The sequence below is a fragment of the Mycobacterium sp. SMC-18 genome, assembly GCF_045310895.1.
Taxonomy (GTDB): Bacteria; Actinomycetota; Actinomycetes; order Mycobacteriales; family Mycobacteriaceae; genus Mycobacterium.
Window position 1 is genome coordinate 36,730 of the sequence record NZ_JBJIAL010000019.1, and the last position, 22,220, is coordinate 58,949.

Sequence of the window (22,220 nt, forward strand, 5' to 3'; positions counted from 1 at the left end):
ACTTAGATCATGACAGGCAGGGGCCGCACACCGCGGCAGTGACGCGACGCTCGTGAACGGGTAGAACGGAGGAATATGGCCATCACCTTCAACCACACCATCGTCCACTCGACCGACCGCTCGGCCGCGGCCACCTTCTTCACCGAGCTCTTCGGTTTGCCTCCCGCCCAAGAAGGCGGGCCATTCCTCGCCGTCGAACTGAACCACGGCGTCAGCTTGGATTTCGCCCAGGTCCCAGAGGGGACAAACGTCGTCCCGCAGCATTACGCGTTCCTGGTGTCCGAGGATGAGTTCACCGCGATCTACGGCCGGATTCGCGAACGCGGACTGCAACATTGGGCCGATCCGCGCGGCCAGCATCCCGGCGAGATCAATCGCAACGACGGTGGCCGGGGCGTCTACTTCCAGGATCCCAGCGGGCATTACCTGGAGATCATCACCCGGCCGTACGGCTCAGGCGGCTGAGCACCCGGTCCGCCAGTGTCACGGCGCCCGGGCCACGCAACCGGGGCAACACCTTCGGCCGGTTGCCGAGCACCGAGATCAGCTCGGCGGCCGTGCCCTCCACCGCCGGCCCGGTCGTGCCGTGACGCCAGCCGGTGTCGACGGCGCTGAGCTGAAGACCCCGGCTGTTGCGGTATGCGGGGACGAACGGGTTGGGGAAGGCGACTTGGGTGTCCAGGACCGCGTTGAGCAGGTGGGCCGGGATGTCCGGTTCCCGGCCGACGGCGAACAGGATGTCCAGCTCGTGGGTGATGTGGTCGCCCAGCAGTAGCCGGGCCGGAAAGTATCGGCCGACGCCGGCGGGACGGGCGCTGACGGCTCGGAAATCGTCCAGCAGGCGTTCGGCGCTGCGGCCCCGTGCGCGTTCGGTGGCAGTGGCGGTGTTGGCGCGGTCGAAGTCGCGGTGCCGGATCATCTCCCCCACGAACGCGCCGACGGGATGACTGCATCCGACCACCAGATGTCCCAGCACGTCGCGGTTGCTCCACTCCACACACAGGCTCGGTGCGGCCCATTCTTGCGGCGTCAGGCCGGCAACGACGTCGGCGAATCGTTCGTCGTTGGCGCGCAACGCATCACGCGCGGACATCAGAGGTGCTCCGTCAGGAAGGCGAGCTGATCGTCGAGTACTCGCCGCACCAGCGGCGGGTGGTAGATCGCGAAATGGTCGGATGCGTAGTGCCGCGCGATCCCGCGCGGCGCTCGCTCGGCCACCGCTTGGGCGTACCGCGGATCCATCAGCGTCTCGTCATCGCAGACGCACACCAGGAGGGGCGCCTGGACCGTCGCGGCATGGCGCAGCGCCGATCTCGTGATCAGCAGCGCGGCGTCGACCGCGGTGATCCGATTGTCGAACGCGGTGCCGGCCGGCACCGTCGACCGCCACCCGTTCTCGGCTCCGGGCACCGTCACGAGCGCGTCGGTCCCGGGCTGTCCCACGATGGGCACGTAGCGACGTCCGCGCCGGAGAAGCGCACGCACCGCGTCGTGGACGATCGCCGGTGTCAGCCGCAGCGCACCCCGGATGCCGACGCTGCGGGCCGATGCCGGCCCGTGAGTGATGGGACATTGCACCACCGCGGCGGCGATGTCGGTGCGGCTGCCGGCCACCCGCACCACGTTCATGCCGCCGAGGCTCGTGCCCCACAAGCCGATGCGGTCGGCGTCGACTTGCGGGTGCCGCTGTAGGTAATCGATTGCGGCGTCGACGTCCCGGCATTGTTCAGGAATCGAAATATGTTGCCGCGGTTCGCCTTCGGAGGCCCCGTTGAACCGGTAGTCGAAGGACAAGGTGGCAATGCCCGCGGCGGCGAAATGCTGTTCGTACTGCGACAGCATCATGTCGCGGGTGGCGCCGAGACCGTGCACCAGGACGACGGCGGGATGCGGACCAGGGGTCGACGGCAACGTGAGCCACGCGGCGCAACGGTCTCCACCGCTGACGAAGTGCAACTGCTCGACCGGGATCGCTGATGTCATCTGAACTCCTCACATAAGTACGCTGTACGTATCGTCTACACTTCAACACGTACGACGTACTCGTCAAGGGGGTGCTCATGCGCGCACGGTTCACCACGGACGAAATCGCTTCCGCTGCACTGCGAATCGTCGACGAATCCGGTTTGGCGGCGCTCAGCATGCGGTCCCTGGCCGCGGCACTCGGCACGGGGCCGATGACGATGTACAACTACGTCGCCGACAAAGAGGGCCTGGAAGAACTCGTCGTCGCCGCGGTGTCCGCCGGGATCGAGGTGCCCGAACCCACCGACGACTGGGCCGCTGATGTCCATGCAACGGCGTCCGCGGTGTGGCGCGGCGTGCGGGCCCACCCGGCCGCCATCCCCCTCGTCCTGACCCGGCGAATGGCGTCGGCCACGGGGTTCGCTGCCGCCGACGCGCTCGTCGGCGCGCTCGAGCGGGCCGGCCTGTCCGACGCTGCCAGGCTGTCCGCGTTTCACGCGGTGCTGGGATTGGTGACCGGCTCGGCTCAGGCCCAGCTGGCCGGGCCGTTCTCGGGCGACGCCGCCGAGACTGCGGCCCGGATCGGGTCGGCAGCCGGAGTCCGGTACCCGCACATCGCCGCACTGTCCGAGGTGGCCGCGACCGTGTCGGTCGAGGACGACTTCGACGGCGGGCTGCGGATGCTGATCGCGGGCATCGCGGCGGCGGGCAGGTAGCGGCCGCTCATCCGCCGCGAGCGCGACGTAACTGCACGCGAATCACGGTGTGTCGGCGTACAAACACGGCCGCTCGCGGCAATGAGGACTAGCTGTAGCGGCAATGAGGGCTAGTTGTAAATGGGGGCTAGCTGTGGCCGCGGCGGGCTTCCTGGGTGCGGTAGTCACCTGCCAGCGTGCTGACGTGGTCTGGAAGCTTGCCCGTGGCCACGTCGGCGAGGCTGGTCTGTTCCAGCACCGAGCGCATGCTGGCGCGCAGGGCGCGCCACACATCGGTGAGGGCGGCCGTCGGCCCGGAGTACGGCAGATCGCCGAGTCCGATGTCGCGGACGCTCGCCAGCGGGCCGTCGATGCAACGCAGGACGTCGGCGATGCTGATGTCCGCGGCCGGCCGGGCCAGCTCGTAGCCGCCGTCGCGGCCGCGGTGGCTGCGCACCAGACGGTCGGTGCGCAGGTTGGTCAGGATGTCGACCAGGAACTGCGCGGGGATGCCCTGCGCCTTGGCCAGGTCCTCGGTCTTGACCAGCGCACCGGCGTCGGCGGCGGCCAGTTCGACCATGGCGCGGACGGCGTACTCCGCCTTGGCTGACATCCGCATCAGCCAATCATGCCATTCCGGGCCGGATTAGTCCGGAATAGCTGCGACGTTGGGCGCGACCACCGCCACCAGATCGGCCAGGCCGGCGAGGCTCGCCGCCTGCAGCGCCGCGGCCGGCACCGCCTGACCGTCGGGCCCGGCCAGGGTGCGCGTCGCCGTCGCGGCGGCCACGACCGTCGGCGCGTACCCGAGGCTGAACGCGCCACGGGCGGTGGAATTCACGCACATGTGCGTCATGAAGCCGGCGAGCACCAGGTTCGACGCGCCCAACGCCTTGAGCCGCTCATCGAGATCGGTCTGCACGAACGAGTTCGGGAACTGCTTGACGATCACCGGCTCGTCGCCGCGCGGCGCCACCCGGTCGACGATCGCACCGGACTCGCCCCCGATGTCGTACAGCGAGCCCGGCCCATCGTCGTGCTGGATGTGGATGACGGGGATGCCGGCCGTGCGGGCACGGTCGAGCAGTGCGGCAGTCTCATCGAGAGCGTCCTGCACACCCTCGAGCTCCATCACCCCTTGCGTGTAGGTGTTCTGGCAGTCGATCAGAACCAGGGTCGAGTCCGCGAGGCCGACCGGTTCGACAGGCAGGCTGGACAATTCACGCAGGGTGGGGCGAGTCATGTTGTGAGCCTAGTGGCGTGCGGTGGCAGTTAGGCTGAATTGGTGGGGCTACCGGACTGGTCGAGGCCGAAGATCCTGCTGGCGCTGCTGGCTGTCACCGTGCCGATCTTGGTTCTCATCGCCATCAACAAAGCGGACAGTTCGAGTGCACCGCCGCAGCAAGAGGCCAGCGCCGACTGCCGGCAGGTCGACCAAGCAGTGCGGCATTGGTCAGAGGCTTTGCCCGCCATTCAGTTCGGACTGACCCGCTCCGCCGATGCCGCCGCCATTGCCCGTGACTCTGCCACCGCGGCGGCCGCAGTGCGCAGTGACGCGGCCTCGATCACCGATATGACCTTGCGTGACAAGGTAACCGCACTGGCAGACAAACTCGACATGGTCAGTCGGGGCAGGCCGAGTGCCCCACCGGACTGGCGTCCCGACCAGACCTTCATGGATGGATACCACCCGATGACGACGCTCGTGCACCAGCTCAAAGTCGCGTGCCCGAACGTCGGCAACGATCCGGCGCCGGCCGGGCCGCCCACCCTGCCGACGAATTAGCTTCGGCGGGAATCGCTTTCGACGTCCCCCGCCCGAGGCTAGTTGTTGCCGTTGAGACCCGGATGCAGACCGGGTGCGACGCTCGGTGCGCCCGGCGCGGTGACAGCCGGACTGAACAGGTTGCCTCCGGTGGGGCTGATGCTCTTCTCCGTCGGCGTCGCCGATGGAGACGGCGACGAGGTCGTCGTCGTTGTGGTGGTGGTCGACGGCGACTGCCCGCCGTTGTTGCTACAGCCCGCGGTGAGCACGCCCATGGCAAGGAGGGCGGCGCCGCCGGCCGCGGCCATCAGACGACGAGTGGACAGATGAGTACGCATACGAACACAAACTAGCCCTGACCGGCTGTTATCGCCACCGATCGATCAGCGGGCCGATTCCTGCCCCAGGATCGCCGCGCCCAGCCACCGCCGGATGAACGCCCGCAACTCGTCGGGAGTGCGCCCGTCCCCTGCCGGCGCGAGGAAGTAGGACAGCATGATGCGCAGCGTGAATTCGACCAGCTCGCGCAGCGCCGCGTCGTCGTATCCGTAGCTCGCCCAGTCGACGTCGAACCGGGTGATCATCTGCATGCCGAAGTCCTGCGCCTCGGCAGACGCCATGTCACTGCTGTGCGCGCTGACGTACGGCGCCGACATCAGGATGCCGAGGTGCGGTGTCCGGGCCACGGCGTCGAGTGTGTAGAGCACGCCTTCGGTCATCGCGTCGGCGGGATCGTGAATCCCCCGCACGTGCTCGCTGAGCTGATCCAAAAAGCCTGCGACCGAGGCGATGGCGGCGGCGCGCATCAACTCGTCGGCCGTCGGGAAGTACCGGTACACCGTCTGGCGGATGACGCCGAGCGATTCGGCGACGTCGGCGATCGTGATCGCGGTGCCCGTGGTCGCGAGCAGCTCGACTGCCGCGGCGACGATGCGGCGGGTCGCCTCGTCGTCATCGGCGGGCGGCTCCCCTCCCCAACCGCGACGTTTGCGTGCCATCCGCCGGACGGTACACGGCCGGCACCGCGCCGGGCATTGACGGATGTTCGCCAACACTGTAACCATACACAGGCGACATAGTTTGTATGATTACTGATCGAGGTGCCCAGTGACCGATCTCCAGGTCCGCAAGATGCGGTTCGCTTTCGCGGACCACCCCGTGCCCTTCCTCTGGAACGAGACCAACCCCGCGTTCTCCGCAATGGCAAATGCCGTGTCCTTCTTGGCGATTGCGTTCGAGAAGATGATCGTCAGCACCATGGCCGAGGCCAAGCCACTGCTGACCGACCCGGTGATCGCCGAAGAGGCCGACGCCTTCGTCCGCCAGGAGGGGCAGCATTCGATGGCCCACCGGGCCCATGCGCGCGGCCTCATCAAGGCCCACCCGGAGCTCAAGGAGACCCTCGACGAGGTGATCGCCGCGTTCGACGACCTCGTCGCCAACAAGCCCCTCAAATATCGGCTGGCCTACACCGCCGACCTGGAGGCGACGTTCACGCCGGTCTTCAAATTGATGCTCGACCACGACGACACGTTGTTCGCGCCAGGCGACGACCGCGTCGCGTCACTGTTCTTGTGGCACTTCGTCGAAGAGGTCGAGCACCGGAGCTCGGCGCTCATCATCTACAACGGCCTGGTCGACGATCCGTGGTACCGCATGCGGGTGGCGCCGTCGATCTTCAAGCACGTGATGGATTGCGTGCGGATGGCGTGCAACGGGTTCAACAAGCATCTGCCGCTGGAAGTCCGCAAGGTCGACGCGCTGTCGGCGTTCGCGCTCGAGCGCCGCAAGAACACGATCCTGAAGAAGCTGGGCCGCATCCCGGACTTCGGGCCGTTCACGAGCGCGTTCCACGACCTGCCGGTCCGCGAGCAATTGGTGGCGCTGTCAGGCATCGTCCGCAGCCAGATTCCGGGCCACAACCCGGAGCACGAGAAGCTGCCCGCACTCGCGGCCGAATGGTTCGATCGCTACGACGCCGGCTACGACGTCACCCACTGGTACACCGCCGGAAAGCAGAGCGCCCATGTCTGACCTGTGTTCCCCGACGTTCGCCGATCTCGCCGGGCGCCTTGGCTTTTCCTGCGACACGGCCGGCGGCCTGCTCGAGGTCCGCAATCCCCTGCAGCTGGAGAACTGGACCCTGCCGGTCCTGGAGTTGACGGTGATCACCGGCGCGGTGCTGACCCTGGTCTACGCGATCATCCGGCTGCGCCGCCACGGTGACGCCACCAACATCGCCCTGTGGTTCGGCGCCGTCGCCTACCTGCTGATCATCGAGCCGCCGCTGTACTTCCCCGCAGCCTTCGGCATCGCCGACCGCGTCGACACCATGTTCGCGCACAACGTGTTCACGTTGGACTTCCTGTGGGGCCGGCTGCCGCTGTACATCGTCGCGATCTACCCGATGATGGCGACCGTCGCCTTCGAAATCGTGCGCAGCCTAGGGGTTTTCCGGCGGTACGGCACCCTGGTCGGCGCCGTCTGCGTCGGGTTCGTCCACCACGCGTTCTACGAGATCTTCGACCATCTGGGCCCGCAGCTGCGGTGGTGGGAATGGTCGGTGCACAACCCGATGAACCAGCCGATGTTCGACTCCGTACCGCTGCCCAGCGTCGTCGTCTTCGCCGCGCTGTGGCCGATGTCGCTGGCGCTCTGTGTGCAGTTCTTCGTGGGCCGGCACGCTGATCGGGGCCGCCGCTTCACCGGTTTCGAAATCGTCTGGCGCACTGTGGTTGCCGGGGTGTTGGCTTCACTGGGTACCGCGATCCTGCCGCTGCCCGCGACCGTGATCGGCGGCGTCACCGGCAGCAGCACCGCGGGCGGTATTGCCTACGCGGCGGAACTCGTGGCGGTGTGCGCCGTGGCGGTCTGGGCGCTGGTGACGCAATGGCGCCGGCTGCGCGGCACCGTCGCCAGCCCGACCGAACCGCGCTACGTGAGCCCGCCATGGCTGATCGGCTACGCCGTCGCCTACCTGGTCGTCATGGCGGCGCTCTGGCTCAGTGCCCTGCCCGCCTACTTCGGCGCGGTCAACGGCGTTACCGCGCACGGGGATCCGATCGGCAGCCTGTGGTACACGGCGGCGTGCTTTGCGATCGCGATCGCCTGCCTCGTCGCGGTTCGCACCGTTGCACCAGCGAAAGCCAATGCGCCGCTGCCGGTTACCGCGTCGGCGTAGCTCGATAGGCCCCAAGAGAAATCCGTAGCTTCAATCACGAGGCACTCTCGACTGTCATTGTTGAAGCCAGGGACGTTTTCGGGCCGTCAACAGTCCCTGGCTTCAATAACCATCGGCACATCACCACTTCGGCTGCACTGAGGGATTTTTCCCGCTACGGAGTCTGCATGGCTGGACGCAGTCGTCCGAGATGCGCGAAATGGCTGTGGGAACATGCGTCCCCACAGCCATTTTCGTCGATGTCGCGAGAGCTACTGCGTCGCGGTGATCGCCAGCACCCGCTCGGCCAGTTCCGGCCGGCACACCACCAGGTCGGGCAGCTTCGGGTCCTCGCGGTTGTAGACCAGCGGCGAACCGTCGATCCGCGAGGTGTGCAGGCCGGCAGCGCGGGCCACCGCGACCGGCGCGGCGGAGTCCCACTCGAACTGACCACCGGCGTGGACGTAGACGTCGGCCCGGCCCTGGATCACGGCCGCGACTTTGGCTCCGGCCGAGCCCATTTCGACCAGGACTCCGTCAAGGGCGTCACGCACCGCGAGCGCGATGGCCGGCGGGCGGGTGCGGGACACCACGATGCGCGGCGGACCGTCGACCGCGAAGGGCGCGGCCACCTCGGGCGTGTGCAGCGTGGTGTTCTGCGCGGGCAGCGCCACGGCGCCGGCGACCAGCTCGCCGGATTCCCACAGCGCCACGTGCACGGCCCAGTCGTCACGGTCCAGCTCGGAGAACTCGCGGGTGCCATCGAGCGGGTCGATGATCCACACCCGGTCGGAGGTCAGGCGGGCGCTGTTGGCCCGTTCCTCCTCCGTCGCCTCCTCCGAGAGCACCGCGTCATTGGGACGCAAGCGTGCGAGCTCCGTCATCAGGAACTCGTGAGAGCGCTTGTCCCCCGCCGCTTTCCGCTCGGAAGCGTCGGCCGTGGCGAACTCGGCCCGCACGTCCAGCAGCAGGTCACCCGCGCGGGTGGCCAGCCGCTCGGCAACCTCGTGATCGGTCATCGCGGCGCCACCAGCATGTCGACGACGCGCTGCGCCTGAGCATCCAGATCACCCGGCACCAGCGCCAGGTCCGGGTTCTTCGGCCGCTGGTACGGGCTGTCGATACCGGTGAAGTGCGTGATCTCACCGGCACGCGCCTTGGCGTAGAGCCCCTTGGGATCGCGGGCCTCGCAGTCGGCCAGCGGGGTGTCCATGAACACCTCGAAGAACTCGAATCCCTGGTCCGTGTGGACCTTTCGCGCCAACTCACGGTGCTCTTCCAGCGGGCTGATCGCCGGCACCAGCACGATCTGGCCGGAGTCGGCCAGCAGCGTGGCGATGTGGGCCAGGCGGCGCAGGTTCTCCGAGCGGTCGGCCATGGAGAAGCCCAGGTCCGAGTTCAGCCCGTGGCGCAGGTTGTCGCCGTCGAGAACGTATGCGGGACGTCCCAATTCGAGCAGCTTGCGCTCCACCAGCATGGCGACCGACGACTTACCCGAGCCGGACAAGCCGGTGAACCACACCGTGCTGCCCTTCGACAACCGGTCCTCGGCCGTGACGAGGTTGGCGTGCCGCACCGCGTTCGGGCTGGCCGACCGGTTGGCCGCCGGCGTGGTGTCACGCACCATGCCCGCGGCGACGGTGCCGTTGGTGTCCGGGTCGATCAGGATGAACGAGCCCGTCACGGCGTTGCGCGAGTACTCGTCGAGCAGCAGCGGCTGCTGCGTGCGCAGCGTGACGCGGCCGAGTTCGTTGAGCTTCAACGCCGTTGCGCTCTTGTCGCGGTGCAGGGTGTTGACGTCCAGCCGGTAGTCCAGGTCCGAAACCCGGGCCCGCGTGGTGCGGGTGGTGTGCTTGATGATGTAGTCCCGGCCCGGCTCGAGGCTCGCGTCGTCGGACATCCAGCACACGGTGGCGTCGAATTCCTGCGTGGTGTGCGGCTGGTTGTGCACACGAGCGATCATGTCGCCGCGCGAGATGTCGATGTCGTCGGCCAGACTCACCGATACCGCCATGGGCGCGAAGGCCTCCTCGAGCGGCCCGGTGGGGCCGTCGATCGCGGTGATGGTGCTGGTCTTTCCCGTTGGGAGAACGACGATCTCGTCGCCGGGGCGCATGACGCCACTGGCGATGGTGCCCGCGTAGCTGCGGTGGTCGGCGTGCTCGTGGGTCTGCGGGCGGATGACGTACTGCACCGGGAAGCGGACGTCCATGAGGTTGCGGTCACCGGCGATGTACACCTCTTCGAGGTGGCTCAGCAGCGACGGACCCTCGTACCACGGCGTCTTGTCCGACTTGGTCACCACGTTGTCGCCGGCCAGCGCCGACAGCGGGATGGTGGTGACGTCCTGGATGTCCAGGCGGGCCACGAACTCGTGGAAGTCGTCGCGGATCTTCTCGAAACGCTCACGGTCCCAATCGATCAGGTCCATCTTGTTGACCGCCAGCACGATGTGCTGGATGCCGAGCAGCGAGGCCAGGAAGGCGTGCCGGCGCGACTGCTCCAGCAGCCCGTGGCGGGCGTCGACCAGCACGATGGCCAGCTGCGCCGTCGAGGTGCCGGTGACCATGTTGCGGGTGTACTGGATGTGACCCGGGGTGTCGGCGATGATGAATTTCCGCTTGGCCGTGGCGAAGTAGCGGTAGGCGACATCGATGGTGATGCCCTGTTCCCGCTCGGCGCGCAGGCCGTCGGTGACCAGTGCGAGGTCGGTGTAGCCGTGGCCGCGTTCCTTGGAGGTGCGCTCGACGGCGGCCAGCTGGTCCTCCATGACGGCCTTACTGTCATAGAGCAGCCGGCCGATCAGCGTGGACTTGCCGTCATCGACGGAGCCAGCAGTGGCGATACGAAGCAACGTTGCCATATCAGAAGTAGCCTTCCCGCTTACGGTCTTCCATGCCGGCCTCAGAAATCCGGTCGTCTGCGCGGGTCGCGCCGCGCTCGGTCAGTCGGGACACCGCGGTCTCGGCGATGACTTCCTCGACGGTCGAAGCCTCCGACTCGACGCAACCGGTGCAGGTGACGTCACCGACGGTGCGGAACCGGACGGTCTTGGTGATGACCGGCTCGTCGTCGTTCGGCTTCAGGTATTCGTGCACGGCCAGCAGCATGCCGTCGCGCTCGAAGACCTGGCGCTCGTGCGCGTAGTAGATGCTCGGCAGCGCGATCTCCTCGGCGCCGATGTAGGCCCAGATGTCGTACTCGGTCCAGTTCGACAGCGGGAAGACGCGGATGTGCTCGCCCTTGCGGTGCCGGCCGTTGTACAGGTTCCACAGCTCGGGGCGCTGGTTCTTGGGGTCCCACTGGCCGAACTCGTCGCGGAAGCTGAAGACACGCTCCTTGGCGCGGGCCTTCTCCTCGTCGCGCCGGGCGCCACCGAAGGCGGCGTCGAACTTGTTCTCGCGGATGCCGCGCAGCAGCGACACAGTCTGCAGCGGGTTACGCGAGGGACCGTTGTCGACGACGCGTCCGGCGTCGATGTCGTCCTGCACGCTGGCCACGACCAGGCGCAGGTTGTACTTCTCGACCAGGGCGTCGCGGGTGGCGATGACCTCTTCGAAGTTGTGGCCCGTGTCGACGTGCATGACGGGGAACGGCAGGCGGCCCGGCGCGAACGCCTTGATGGCCAGGTGCAGCATCACGATCGAGTCCTTGCCACCGGAGAACAGCAGCACCGGCCGCTCGAACTCCGCGGCGACCTCGCGGATGATGTGGATGGCCTCGGCCTCCAGCGATCGCAGATGGCTCAATTCGTATTTGGCGGCCCGCTGGTCCACCTTGGACGCCTCGGCGGCGTCGGGAGTGACGGTCATCATTTCCCCGTAAAGTTGGTAGAACTGGTCAAGTTAAGAACCATAATCGGAATTTACGGTGGTCGGCCGGCACTGTCAATGGTTTCGCGCAGGACGTCCGACTCACCGGGACGCCGGCGGCAGTCACAGGAACCACATGAGCACCAGTCGGTGTCTCTGCACACTTCGGGAACGCGATATCGCCGGTGATACCGCGTTCCGGAAGCGTGTTGGGTCAGAGGCCAGGGTGGCTTGTCACACGGCGAGCTTCACCCGGTAGCCCTGAACCATCACCATCTGAAACGGGTCACTCGGCATGACCCACCCCCGACTCCGGTCCGAACTCGATCGGCAGCGTCGTCGGCCCGCCCAGTTCATTCACCGGATTCCACGGAGCAGGACCAGTGCGGCGGGCATGTGGCCACCGCTGTGTCATGACTCTCAGCGCCTCGGTCAATTCCAGTCGCGCCAGATGCGCACCCAGGCAGTAGTGCACCCCTCCCCCGAACGTCTGAATCGGTGGCGCGCCCTGCCGGCGGATATCGAGACGGTCCGGATCGTCGAATACGGCGGGATCGCGATTGGCCGCGCCGGTGTTGATCACGATCAATGTGCCGGCCGGGATTTCCACGCCCGCGAGTACGACGTCCTCGACCGCGGCGCGCAAGGTCACGAACGTCATCGGTGAGTGCCGGATGAGTTCCTCAACCGCGCCGTCGGCCAACTCCGGATGGCTGCCGAGCAACGTCCACTGGTCCGGGTGATCGCACAGCGTGTGGACCGATGCGCTCAGTTGATGACGCGTCGTATCGGTACCGCCGGTGAGCATCGCAGCGACGAGCATTCGCAGCTCGCCGGCGTTCAGGCGGTCTCCGTCGTCCTCGGCGCGGATAAGTTCGGAGATGAGGTCGTCGGTCAGACACCGCCGGCGCTGGGCCACCATGTCGTCGATGTAGGCATCCATCGCCTCCCAGGCACGCTGGATCACCGGAAGATTGTCAGCGGCACCCCAGCTGTAGGCCTTCAGGATGTCGTCGGTCCAGTCCGAGAACAACTCCCAGTCCTCCGGTGGTGCACCGAGCATCGCGCAGATCACCGGGATCGGGTATTGCCGTGCGATGTCGGTGACGACATCGCAGTGCCCGCGGGTCAGCTGGCGCTCGACCAACCCGGTGATGATGTCGGTGATGGTGGCGTGCATACGCGCCGTCGCTCGTGGCGTGAATGCCTTACATACCAAGCGACGCAGCCGCAGATGCGGCTCGCCGTCGAGGCTGATGATGTTGGAGACCACGTGATCCCATACCGGACCCGACGTGATGCCTTGTGCCACAAGGAACATTCCCGGCGGCATTACGAAGCGTGCATCGCGCAGCACCGCATGCACGAGGTCGTAGGTCAGCAGTTCCGGCCCGTAGGGCCCGATCGCGATCGGAGCCTGCTCGCGAGCCGCGCGCAGAATGGCGTGCACATCGTCGGGATGGTGAGCCTGCCCGTAGTCGATGGTCGGCAAGCCGGCCTCGAAGACATTGGGGCAGCTGCTTCGTTCGGCAACAGCGGTCATGGCGGCGCTCCCGGGTCGGTGTTCTATCTCCTCGACTATGTGGTTTGAGCACGTCAGTGAACATCAGGGGATCCACGTATCTGCTACGTGCTTTCCCTGATGTTTCCCGTTTCCGGGACCCGGATGCTGGCTAGCATGACCGAATCGGATCTACGCGCGGGCATGCCGCCGGTCAGCGGGAGCGAGTTGGGCGTGAGCGATCTACCAACCGGCACGGTCACGCTGCTCCTCGCCGATGTCGAGGACTCGACCCGGTTGTGGGAGGCCCAGCCGGAACAGATGACCGCAGCGGTTCAGCTCCTCGACCACACGCTTGCCGAACTGCTTGCCGCTCACGGCGGGGTACGACCTGTCGAGCAGGGTGAAGGCGACAGCTTCGTGGTCGCGTTCGCCCGCGCGACCGAAGCAGTGGCGTGCGCTCTCGCCCTCCAGAAGACGGCGCTTGCCCCGATCCGCTTGCGCATCGGGCTACACGCCGGGGAAGTGCAGCTGCGCGACGCCGCCAACTACATCGGACCGGCGATCAACCGGGCCGCGCGAATCCGCGATCTCGCCCACGGCGGCCAGACCGTGCTCTCCGGCACCACCGAGGACCTGGTGGCCGAAGCACTCCCCGACGGTGCCTGGCTGGCCGATCTCGGTAAGTACGAACTGCGCGGGGTGACGCGTCCCGAACGGGTGGCACAACTGTGTCACCCGGAGATCCGCAATGAATTTCCACCGTTGCGCACCGGGAATCCCCCTGCGGCCGAACGACTCCCGGTACAACTGACCAGTTTCATCGGGCGTGGCGCCGAGATCGAGGACGTACGGATCAATGTCGTCGGCAACCGGTTGGTCACGCTGACCGCTACCGGCGGCGCTGGTAAGACCCGACTAGCCATTCAAGTCGCGGGCCAACTGGCGGCCGATTTCGCCGACGGAGTCTGGTACGTCGATCTGGCGTCGATCGCCGACGGCGATCTGGTGCCGGGCGCCGTGGCGACGGCGCTGGCACTGGTGGACCAGCCCGGCCGCTCCACCGTCGACACGCTCGTCCGATCGATCGGGCATCGCCACATGTTGGTGCTGCTGGACAACTGTGAGCACCTTGTGGATTCCACTGCCGCGCTGATCACCACGCTGCTGAGCAACTGCCCCGGTCTGACGCTCTTGGCAACCAGCCGCGAGCCGATCGGTGTCGCGGGTGAAGTCACCTGGCGAGTGCCGTCGATGTCGCTGGACGACGACGCCATCGCGTTGTTCATTGACCGCGCCCACCGCGCACGTGCCGATTTCACCTTGAACGACAACGGTATTCACACCGTCAGCGAAATCTGCGCTCGGCTCGACGGCATGCCGCTGGCCATCGAATTGGCCGCGGCCCGGGTGCGGGCATTGTCCCTCGACGAGATCGTGAGCAGCCTGCACGACCGTTTCCGCCTGTTGACGGGTGGACGCCGCACCGCGGTCCGGCGCCAGCAGACCCTGCGCGCATCGGTGGACTGGTCGCATGCACTGCTGACCGAGTCCGAGCGAATCCTGTTCCGCCGGCTCGCCCCTTTCCTCGGCGGCTTCGACCTCGCGGCCGCGCGTGCCGTCGCCGCCGTCACCGAGGCCGAGCGCTACCAGGTCTTCGATCAGCTCGCGCTGTTGGTGGACAAGTCACTGGTGGTGGCCGACGGTGGCGGCGGCCGCACGCGGTACCGACTGCTGGAAACGGTGCGCCAGTACGCCCTGGAGAAACTGGGCGAGTCGGGTGAAGCCGACGACGTCCGGGTCCGCCACTGCGATTACTACACCGGACTGGCGGCCCGGCTCGACGCCCCGGCCGCCACCGGGCACCAACAGCTGGTCGACGAAGCCGAAGCCGAAATCGACAACCTCCGTGCGGCGTTCGCCTGGAGTCGTGAAAGCGGTGACATCGCGAGAGCCCTGCAGATCGCGTCGACGCTGCAGCCGCTCTGGCTCACCCGCGGCCGACTGCGCGAAGGGCTGGGTTGGATCGACGATGCGCTGACCGAACTGAAATCGAGCGGCGGCGACGTCGGGCCCGCGGTGCTGGCGCGGGCGCTCGCCGACGGTGCGCTGTTCGACGGCTGGTTGGGCGTGCCGGAGCGGCGCGAGCAAGCTGCCGAGGCGCTGGCGATCGCGCGCAGGGTCGACGACCCGGCGCTGTTGGTCCGCACCCTGACAGCGTGCTTCGCCACCGCGGCCCTCGACGCCGAACAGGTCGCGACGTTCTTCACCGAGGCCATCGAGCTGGCCAGACAGCTGGGAGACAAATGGCGACTGAGCCAGCTCTTGGGCTTTCAGGCATATGGGGCCGCGATGACGGGCGACGCCGTCGGCGCACGTACGGCAGCCACCGAGGGCCGCATCCTGGCCGACGCGATCGGCGACCGCTTTGCCTCTGGCATGTGTCGGGCCTGGGGACTGGGCGGGTCGACAGCCATGCTGGGCGACCTGCGCGCAGCAGAAGTCACGTTGCGAGAATTCATCGCTGACGCCGATACGACTGGCGACCCGCTGTCCAAGTTCAACGGCCTCCTCGTCCTGAGCCCCGTCCTGGGCTGGTTGGGCAGGTGGGCCGAGTCGCTGACGGTCTCGGAAGCGGTTGCGGAATCCGGCGCTGAACTCGGGCCCATTATCGATGGCCTGGGCGACCTGTCCTTGGGAGTGGCACACCTTGCTGCCGGTGACATCGCATCTGCGGAGCATTCGTTCGAGAGGGGCTACAGCCGGATCCCGGACGTTTCATTCACCCGGGCCAACATGAGTTTTCGGGCCGAGGCCGCGCTTGCCGCAGGTGACATCGCCAAAGCGACCTATTTTGCCGACGAAGGCGTAGCCGCCATGACCGGATACTTCGGCATGTGGGCGGTCACCGCACGCGCCCGCGTCGCGCTCGCTCAAGGCGACCGGGAAGCGGCCGAACGCAACGCGCACGAAGCCCTCGTCCGTGCGACGGAGACGCGGGTGCAGATCGGCTTGCCGGCCGTTCTGGAGTTCCTGGCTCAGATGGCGTCGACAGACCAGAGTTACGCCGAAGCAGCCCGCCTCCTCGGAGCAGCACAGGGCATCCGGCAGCGCACGGGCGAGGTGCGGTATGAAATCTACCGCGCGGACCACGAAACGCTCCTGAATACCGTCCGAGATGCCATGGGACAGCACGACTTCGACGCGGCGTGGGACGAGGGGACGGCACTGACGACCGAAGAGGCCATCAGCTACGCACGCCGTGGGCGCGGCGAACGCAAACGACCACCCACTGGCTGGGCCGCTCTCACCCCGACCGAACTCGACGTCGCACGGCTGGTCAGCGAGGGCTTGGGCAACAAGGACATCGGCGTCAGGCTGTTCGTGTCACCGCGCACCGTCGAAACACATCTCAGCCATATCTACGCCAAACTCGGGTACTCGTCGCGTGTCCAGCTTGCGCAAGAAGCGGCCCGCCGCAATTAGCGGCGTCGGCCCTCATTTCATGCCAAGCAGCCATCACTACCTGCCAGGTAATTGAACCGACTACCCGCGCGGCGCAGACTTCGATGTCATGAGCCCCCACACCGGCGCCGAGGTCATGGCGCAGTTCATCCCTCAGTCCCCACTTGTCGCCAAGCTGGGCATCGTCGCCGAAGGTCTCGACGCCCCCGAGGTCCGGTTGCGGATGCCGTGGGACCCGTCCAACACCACACTCGCCGACATGGTGCACGGCGGCGCGATCGCGACGCTGGCCGACGTCACCGTCATGGCCGCGGCGTGGTCAACGGAACAGGCGCCGGAATCGCTTCGCGGCGTGACGATCTCGATGTCGGTCCAATACCTGGCGCCGGCCCGCTCAACCGACCTGATCGCCGTCGGCCGCGTGCTGCACCGCGGAAAGTCCTTGGTGCACTGCGAAGTCGAGATCGGAACCCCGGGCGGCGACTCGGTGGCCAAGGCCGTGGGTACCTACAAGATCGGCTGATCGCGGACACGGCATCGAGGCCAATGAGAGGTTATGCCTCGGATTGCAGTCACCATGTGACTGCAATCCGAGGCATAGACGCGTGCTCCGATCAGTGGGGCGCCTCGAGGTCATAGACAGTCGTGCCACCGACGTCGAGCTTGGCGAAATGCTCCGTCACCCACGCGGTGATCTCCGCGGCGCTCCCCCGCTCGTGCCGGGGACCGCCGGGTCCCGGACCGCGCTTGTGATCGTCGGCGATGAAGTAGTGGATCTGGCCGTCCTCGACATACTGGCGGAACTGCGCCAGGGTCGGCGCGTTGTCGCCGCCGGTGAATCCACCGATCGCCATCAGCGACTTACCGGTGCTCAGCTCCAGATCGCCGGCCTGGAACGACCCCACAGTCGCTGCGGCCCAACGGTTGTCGGCACTGCGGATCAGGTTCTCGAGTTCGGCATTGGGCCCTTCGCGCCCGGGACCACCTGGCCCGCCTGGTCCGCCACCCGGCCAGGAGTCGCCGCCGGGCCGCGGCGGACCCGACATCGAGCCGGGGCCACTGCTGTGGGCCGCCGCCACGTTGTAGAGCGTGAACGACGCCGACCCGGCCAGGGCCGCGGCGATCGCGATACCGGCGACGACGGCCGTGAACCGTCCCGAAAGCTGCTTGGCCACCATGATGGCCACTGCCGCCAGGACCGCCACCACCGCGATGACCCAGCGCAGGGCGGGCATCCAGTCCGGGGTGCGGGACATCAGTGCGAACGCCCAGCCGGCCGTGACGACGAGGAGCAGCGCGAGGGTCAGGCGCGCCGAGAGCTTGTCCCGACGTTGCCACAGATGGGCGACCGTCATGCCGGCCAACGCGGCGACCGCCGGCGCCAGCGCGACGTTGTAGTACGGGTGCACCGTGCCGTCCATGAAGCTGAACACCGCGCCGGTCACCAAAAGCCAACCACCCCAGAGCAATACCCCGGCGCGAACCAGGTCGGTACGGGGCGCGCGGCGAGTGGCCCACAACAGCAGCACCAGCCCGATCAACGCCACCGGCAACAGCCACGACACCTCGACACCCATCGACGGGCCGAACAGCCGGGTGATGCCGGCGTGGCCGCCGAAGAACAGGTTGTCGCGCATGCCGCCGCCGGGTCCGGGACCACCGGCGGGACGGTCACCGCCCGTGATGCGCTCGATACCGTTGTAGCCCAACGCCAGTTGCAGCAGGCTGTTGTCGGTGGACCCGGCGATGTACGGGCGGGCGTCGGCGGGCCACAAGCTGACCAGCGCGATGTACCACCCCGCCGAAATCACCAGGGCCACAGCGGACATCAGCAGCGCACTGATGCGGCGCCCCAGTCCGAACGGTGCGGCTACCAGGAATGCCAGCGCCAGTCCCGGCACCGGCAGGAAGGCCTGCAGCATCTTGGTCAGGAAGGCGAAGCCGACGATGGCGCCGGTCAGCGTCATCCATCGGGCGGACACAGAGAAGTCGGTGGACTGGATGGCCCGTACCGTGCAGTAGGCCGCACTGATCAGCAGCAGCACAAGCAGCGCGTCGGGGTTGTTGAACCGGAACATCAGGGCCGCAACGGGAGTCACTGCCAGCACCAGGCCGGCCAGTAGTCCGGCGGCTGCGCCGCTGGTGCGGCGGACCGTCGCGTACAGCATCCCGACCGACGCCACACCCATGAGGGCCTGCGGCAGCAGCATGCTGAACGCGCTGAATCCGAAGAGTCGGCCCGACAGACCCATCAGCCACAGGGCGGCCGGCGGCTTGTCGACCGTGATCGCGTTGCCGGCGTCGAATGAGCCGAACAGCAACGCTTCCCAGTTCTGGGTGCCGGCCTGGGCCGCGGCAGCGTAATAGGAATTGGCCCAGCCCGACGAGCCGAGTGCCCATAGGTACAGCACCGCGGTTCCGGCCAGGAGGGCCAGCAGCGCGGACCGTTCCCGAACCGGGCGAGCCCAGAATGCCGGGCGTCGACGGGGTTTGGGCAGATGAGCGACGGTGGGAGCAGTGGCGATCACGGGTGGGTCTCCTCTGAAGCGGTTGGTAGGCAGGTCAATTCGTGCGCTTGGGATGGAACACCCATCCGCGCAGCAGCACGAACCGCACCGCGGTTGCGACCAGGTTGGCGGCCACCAGCACGCTCAGCTCGACGAGGTGGTGGGCCCGCGGGACGAACACGTGCAGCCCCGCCAGGGCGCCGCTGGTGATCGCGAGGGCAATACCGAAGACGATCAGCCCCTCGAATTGGTGTCGCGTCGCACTGGCAGCACCACCGCCTCTGACGCCAAAGGTGAAGCGCCGGTTGGCCGCAGTGTTGACGACGGCGGTGAGCAGCAGTGCGACGAGGTTGGCCGTCTGTGCGCCGAGCGCCGCGTGCATCATCATGAACAGCAACAGGTAGGCCAGGGTCGACGCGACGCCGATGGTGCCGAACCGGACGACCTGCCGCAGCAGTGACCCGGGCGCCGCAGACTTGGTCGACGAACCCAATTGGGCGGCAATGGTGTTCACTGGAATGGAGCCGTTGGCGAAGCCGCGCAGCAGCCGGCCCACACCCTTGAGGTCGGCGGTGGCGGTCGCGATGATGTCGACCCGGCTGTCGGGGTCGTCGACCCAGTCCACCGGCACCTCGTGGATGCGCAGCCCGGTGCGCTCGGCCAGCACCAGCAGTTCGGTGTCGAAGAACCAGCCGGTGTCTTCGACGAGCGGCAGCAGCGCCTGGGCCACGTCGGCCCGGATGGCCTTGAAACCGCACTGGGCGTCGGAGAACTTGGCCGCGAGCGCGCCGCGCAGGATCAGGTTGTAGCAGCGGGAGATGAACTCGCGCTTCGGTCCCCGCACCACGCGGGAGGCGCGGGCCAGCCGGGTGCCGATCGCCAGATCGGAGTGGCCGGAGATCAGCGGCGCCACCAGCGGGCCGAGAGCGGCCAGGTCGGTGGACAGGTCGACGTCCATGTAGACCAGCACCGGCGACGGGGAGGTCGACCACGCCGCGTGCAGCGCGCGGCCCCGGCCCTTCAGGTCGAGGTGCAGGACGCGGACGTTGGCCAGCTCGGCAGCCAGTTCGGCGGCGACGCGCGGGGTGTCGTCGACACTGGCGTTGTCGGCGATAGTGATCTGCACCGGGTACGGGAAGTGCTCCTCGAGGTGCCGATGCAGGCGGCGGATCGAGCCGGGCAGGGCGACCTGCTCGTTGTAGACCGGGACCACGACATCCAGCACCGGTACGCCGGCTGCGCGCGCGGCGAGGGCAGCGTTGGGGCGGGTGCTGAAGCGTTGCTCGGCGTCACGCTCGACCAGGTTTGTCATGACACCGATTTTTGGTTGGTTCCTTTAGCCGGCCATGGGCTGAAGCTATGGGCAAGCTATGTGTTTGGCGCTGCCGTTGACTCCGCAGCCCGGGCGTAGAAGTGCGAGAACGGAGCACCCGCACCGCGGGATCAACGAGGCTGGGTCAGGTCGTAGACGACGGTGTTGTCGACGGTGGTGGCGGTGAAGTGCTCGCGGACCCATCCGGCGATCTGGCGCGATTCCTGCTTGGAACCGTCCTGACCGTGGCGTCCCCAGCCCATGTTGACGTCGCCTTCGATGAAGTAGTGGATCTGGCCCGCGGCGACGTACTGCTGGAACTGCGCCAACGTGGGCGCGGGATCGGTGCCGTTGAAGCCGCCGACGGCCATCACCGGGACGCGGGCCGCCAGCTGGTAGCCGGCGGCGTTGTTGGAGCCGACGACGGCGGCCGTCCAGCGGTAGTGCGCGGCATCGGTGCCGAGCAGTGTCGTCAGGGCAGCGCCCGGCACCGGCGAATCGAGCAGCCCGCCGCCGGGCCGGAAACCTTGCGGCGGTGCGCCCATCGCACCGCCCGGTCCACCGGCGGGGCCTCGGGCCTTGATGTGCCCGGGAGGCTGCGGACCCCAGCCGGAACTGCGTCCACCGGGCCCGCTCACCGACGGCATGGCCCCGGTATGCGAAACACCCGCGGTGGCAATCGAATACGCCGCGGGAGCGGCCAGGCACACCAGGACCGCCGTGGCCACCGCCAGGCGTGCGGGGCTGAATCGAGGCGGCGCCAGCAGCAGCAGAACCGCGACGGCGCCGACAATCAGCACCGAGGTCCGTAACCAGGTCACGTCAGCGCGGCCCAGCAGTATCGCAGCCGTGGTCGCCGTCGCCACCACGGCGCCTGCCATGGTCAGCCGGGCCTGCCACGCAGTGCGGTTGCGCCACAACAGAACCGAACCGATACCCACGCACGCCCCGATGGCCGGTGTCAGCGCGACCGTGTAGTACTGATGCACGATGCCGTTCGCGAAGCTGAACACGGAACCGGTGAACACGAGCCACCCACCCCAGATGATCAGGGCCGCCCGGGTCGCATCCGTGCGCGGGGCGCGCCGGGTGAGCACCAGTCCCGCGACCAGACAGATCAGCGCGGCCGGCAGCAGCCAGCCGGCGTAACTGCCCATGCTCGCGCCGATCAGTCGATCCCAGCCGACGTCGAAATTCGGGTTGCCCAGACCACCGGGTTCGTTCCCGTTCAGCCTGCCCACGCCGTTGTAGCCCAGCGCCAGTTCGACGATCGAATCATGTTGCGACCCGCCGACATACGGGCGCGACTCGGCCGGCCACAGTTCGACCAGCGCCAGGTACCAGCCGCCCGCGACGACCATCGCCACGGTGCCGCCGAGCAGGCGCCACAGTCGTTTGCGCCGAGATCCCGGCCCCGCCACCAGGTATGCGACCGCGAAGGCCGGCAGTACCAGGAACGCCTGCAGCATCTTGGCCAGGAACGCGAACCCGGCGGCCACCCCCGCGGCGACCAACCACCAACGGCCCGTGTCCTTTTCGCAGGCGCGTTGCACGCAGTAGGCACTCACCACCAACAGCAGAACCAGCAGCGCATCGGGGTTGTTGAAGCGGAACATCAACGTGGCCACCGGCGTCAACGCGAACAGCGTCCCGGCCAACAGGGCGGCGGCAGGTCCGGTCGCGCGGCGCACTGCGGCATAGAGCACCGCCACCGCGGCCACTCCCATCAGTGCCTGCGGGACCAGGATGCTCCAGGAGCTCAGCCCGAAAAGCCGTACCGAGAGATCCATCACCCACAGCGCACCGGGGGTCTTGTCGACGGTGATGGCGTTGCCGGAGTCGCTGGCGCCGAACAACATTGCGGTCCAGTCGCTGGCCCCGGCCTGTGCCGCCGCTGAATAGAAGCTGTTGGCCCAACCATTGACCGACAGGTTCCACAGATACAGCACAGCGGTCCCCGCCAGCAGGAAACCGAGCCGGAGTTGCTCGCCGATCGGACGGCGGCACAGTACGCGAATCACCGGTCTGATTGTGGGCA

General features: G+C 67.5%; 20 protein-coding genes. 7 read left to right on the forward strand and 13 right to left on the reverse strand.

Translation table 11 applies throughout. The features are described 5' to 3' along the window. The first annotated feature begins 75 nt into the window (after positions 1-75). Positions 76-465, forward strand: a complete 390-nt coding sequence (locus ACJH6J_RS17775; RefSeq protein WP_318986544.1) for a VOC family protein — start codon at positions 76-78, stop codon at positions 463-465. Here the strand turns inward: ACJH6J_RS17775 and ACJH6J_RS17780 are convergent. Both ACJH6J_RS17780 and ACJH6J_RS17785 read right to left on the reverse strand, forming a co-directional pair. Beyond that, entirely contained in the window at positions 437-1,093 is a 657-nt protein-coding gene (locus ACJH6J_RS17780) for a maleylpyruvate isomerase family mycothiol-dependent enzyme (protein WP_406801819.1), read from the reverse strand. The genes ACJH6J_RS17775 and ACJH6J_RS17780 overlap by 29 nt on opposite strands. Beyond that, complete coding sequence (locus tag ACJH6J_RS17785; RefSeq protein ID WP_346416901.1) at positions 1,093-1,983, reverse strand: alpha/beta fold hydrolase; 891 nt, start codon at positions 1,981-1,983, stop codon at positions 1,093-1,095. Before ACJH6J_RS17785 ends, ACJH6J_RS17780 begins: the two co-directional genes overlap by 1 nt. Before the next feature lie 77 nt (positions 1,984-2,060). Here ACJH6J_RS17785 and ACJH6J_RS17790 point away from each other — a divergent pair, with 77 nt between their 5' ends. Beyond that, entirely contained in the window at positions 2,061-2,681 is a 621-nt protein-coding gene (locus ACJH6J_RS17790) for a TetR/AcrR family transcriptional regulator (RefSeq protein WP_406775630.1), read from the forward strand. Between the two features lie 127 nt (positions 2,682-2,808). Here the strand turns inward: ACJH6J_RS17790 and ACJH6J_RS17795 are convergent, their stop codons facing one another. After that, positions 2,809-3,279 (reverse strand): RrF2 family transcriptional regulator, encoded by a 471-nt coding sequence (locus ACJH6J_RS17795; RefSeq protein WP_212812542.1) that lies wholly within the window; start codon positions 3,277-3,279, stop codon positions 2,809-2,811. A 27-nt stretch (positions 3,280-3,306) separates the two neighbouring features. Beyond that, on the reverse strand, positions 3,307-3,903 hold the full coding sequence (locus tag ACJH6J_RS17800) for a cysteine hydrolase family protein (RefSeq protein ID WP_406775631.1): 597 nt from the start codon (positions 3,901-3,903) through the stop codon (positions 3,307-3,309). A 42-nt stretch (positions 3,904-3,945) separates the two neighbouring features. On the opposite strand from ACJH6J_RS17800, the gene ACJH6J_RS17805 reads away from it, so the two are divergent. Continuing rightward, entirely contained in the window at positions 3,946-4,446 is a 501-nt protein-coding gene (locus tag ACJH6J_RS17805) for a hypothetical protein (protein ID WP_346416904.1), read from the forward strand. Positions 4,447-4,484: 38 nt separating this feature from the next. Here the strand turns inward: ACJH6J_RS17805 and ACJH6J_RS17810 are convergent, their stop codons facing one another. Both ACJH6J_RS17810 and ACJH6J_RS17815 read right to left on the reverse strand, forming a co-directional pair. Further along, positions 4,485-4,763 (reverse strand): hypothetical protein, encoded by a 279-nt coding sequence (locus ACJH6J_RS17810; protein ID WP_212812546.1) that lies wholly within the window; start codon positions 4,761-4,763, stop codon positions 4,485-4,487. 45 nt (positions 4,764-4,808) lie between these two features. Then, complete coding sequence (locus ACJH6J_RS17815; RefSeq protein WP_318986551.1) at positions 4,809-5,423, reverse strand: TetR/AcrR family transcriptional regulator; 615 nt, start codon at positions 5,421-5,423, stop codon at positions 4,809-4,811. Between the two features lie 109 nt (positions 5,424-5,532). Between ACJH6J_RS17815 and ACJH6J_RS17820 the strand changes: the two genes are divergently transcribed. After that, entirely contained in the window at positions 5,533-6,459 is a 927-nt protein-coding gene (locus ACJH6J_RS17820) for a metal-dependent hydrolase (protein ID WP_212812548.1), read from the forward strand. Beyond that, on the forward strand, positions 6,452-7,606 hold the full coding sequence (locus tag ACJH6J_RS17825) for a hypothetical protein (RefSeq protein WP_346416908.1): 1,155 nt from the start codon (positions 6,452-6,454) through the stop codon (positions 7,604-7,606). Before ACJH6J_RS17820 ends, ACJH6J_RS17825 begins: the two co-directional genes overlap by 8 nt. Before the next feature lie 251 nt (positions 7,607-7,857). On the opposite strand, the gene ACJH6J_RS17830 is transcribed toward ACJH6J_RS17825, so the two are convergent. The 4 genes from ACJH6J_RS17830 to ACJH6J_RS17845 all read right to left on the reverse strand — a co-directional run bounded on the left by ACJH6J_RS17830 (position 7,858) and on the right by ACJH6J_RS17845 (position 12,940). After that, positions 7,858-8,604, reverse strand: a complete 747-nt coding sequence (locus ACJH6J_RS17830) for a 3'(2'),5'-bisphosphate nucleotidase CysQ (protein ID WP_346416909.1) — start codon at positions 8,602-8,604, stop codon at positions 7,858-7,860. Continuing rightward, the gene (cysN, locus tag ACJH6J_RS17835; RefSeq protein ID WP_346416910.1) at positions 8,601-10,448 is read right to left on the reverse strand and encodes a sulfate adenylyltransferase subunit CysN; all 1,848 of its coding nucleotides are present in this window, start codon (positions 10,446-10,448) and stop codon (positions 8,601-8,603) included. The genes ACJH6J_RS17830 and cysN overlap by 4 nt, the downstream gene beginning before the upstream one ends. A 1-nt stretch (position 10,449) precedes the next feature. Further along, a complete protein-coding gene (gene cysD, locus ACJH6J_RS17840) occupies positions 10,450-11,400 on the reverse strand; it encodes a sulfate adenylyltransferase subunit CysD (protein ID WP_212812552.1) in 951 nt (316 codons plus the stop codon). A 283-nt stretch (positions 11,401-11,683) separates the two neighbouring features. Further along, positions 11,684-12,940 (reverse strand): cytochrome P450, encoded by a 1,257-nt coding sequence (locus ACJH6J_RS17845; protein ID WP_073696185.1) that lies wholly within the window; start codon positions 12,938-12,940, stop codon positions 11,684-11,686. Between the two features lie 162 nt (positions 12,941-13,102). Here ACJH6J_RS17845 and ACJH6J_RS17850 point away from each other — a divergent pair, with 162 nt between their 5' ends. Further along, positions 13,103-16,384, forward strand: coding sequence for a LuxR C-terminal-related transcriptional regulator (locus ACJH6J_RS17850; RefSeq protein WP_406804311.1), 3,282 nt, complete (start codon positions 13,103-13,105; stop codon positions 16,382-16,384). Between the two features lie 88 nt (positions 16,385-16,472). Beyond that, on the forward strand, positions 16,473-16,886 hold the full coding sequence (locus ACJH6J_RS17855) for a PaaI family thioesterase (protein WP_406804293.1): 414 nt from the start codon (positions 16,473-16,475) through the stop codon (positions 16,884-16,886). 91 nt (positions 16,887-16,977) lie between these two features. On the opposite strand, the gene ACJH6J_RS17860 is transcribed toward ACJH6J_RS17855, so the two are convergent. The 3 genes from ACJH6J_RS17860 to ACJH6J_RS17870 form a co-directional block, all read right to left on the reverse strand. Beyond that, positions 16,978-18,891 carry an ArnT family glycosyltransferase gene (locus tag ACJH6J_RS17860; RefSeq protein WP_406804294.1) on the reverse strand — a complete coding sequence of 638 codons (1,914 nt, stop codon included), beginning with the start codon at positions 18,889-18,891 and terminating at the stop codon, positions 16,978-16,980. A gap of 34 nt (positions 18,892-18,925) precedes the next feature. After that, positions 18,926-20,182, reverse strand: coding sequence for a glycosyltransferase (locus ACJH6J_RS17865; RefSeq protein WP_406804295.1), 1,257 nt, complete (start codon positions 20,180-20,182; stop codon positions 18,926-18,928). Between the two features lie 131 nt (positions 20,183-20,313). Then, a complete protein-coding gene (locus ACJH6J_RS17870) occupies positions 20,314-22,212 on the reverse strand; it encodes an ArnT family glycosyltransferase (RefSeq protein WP_406804312.1) in 1,899 nt (632 codons plus the stop codon). Positions 22,213-22,220 lie beyond the last annotated feature (8 nt).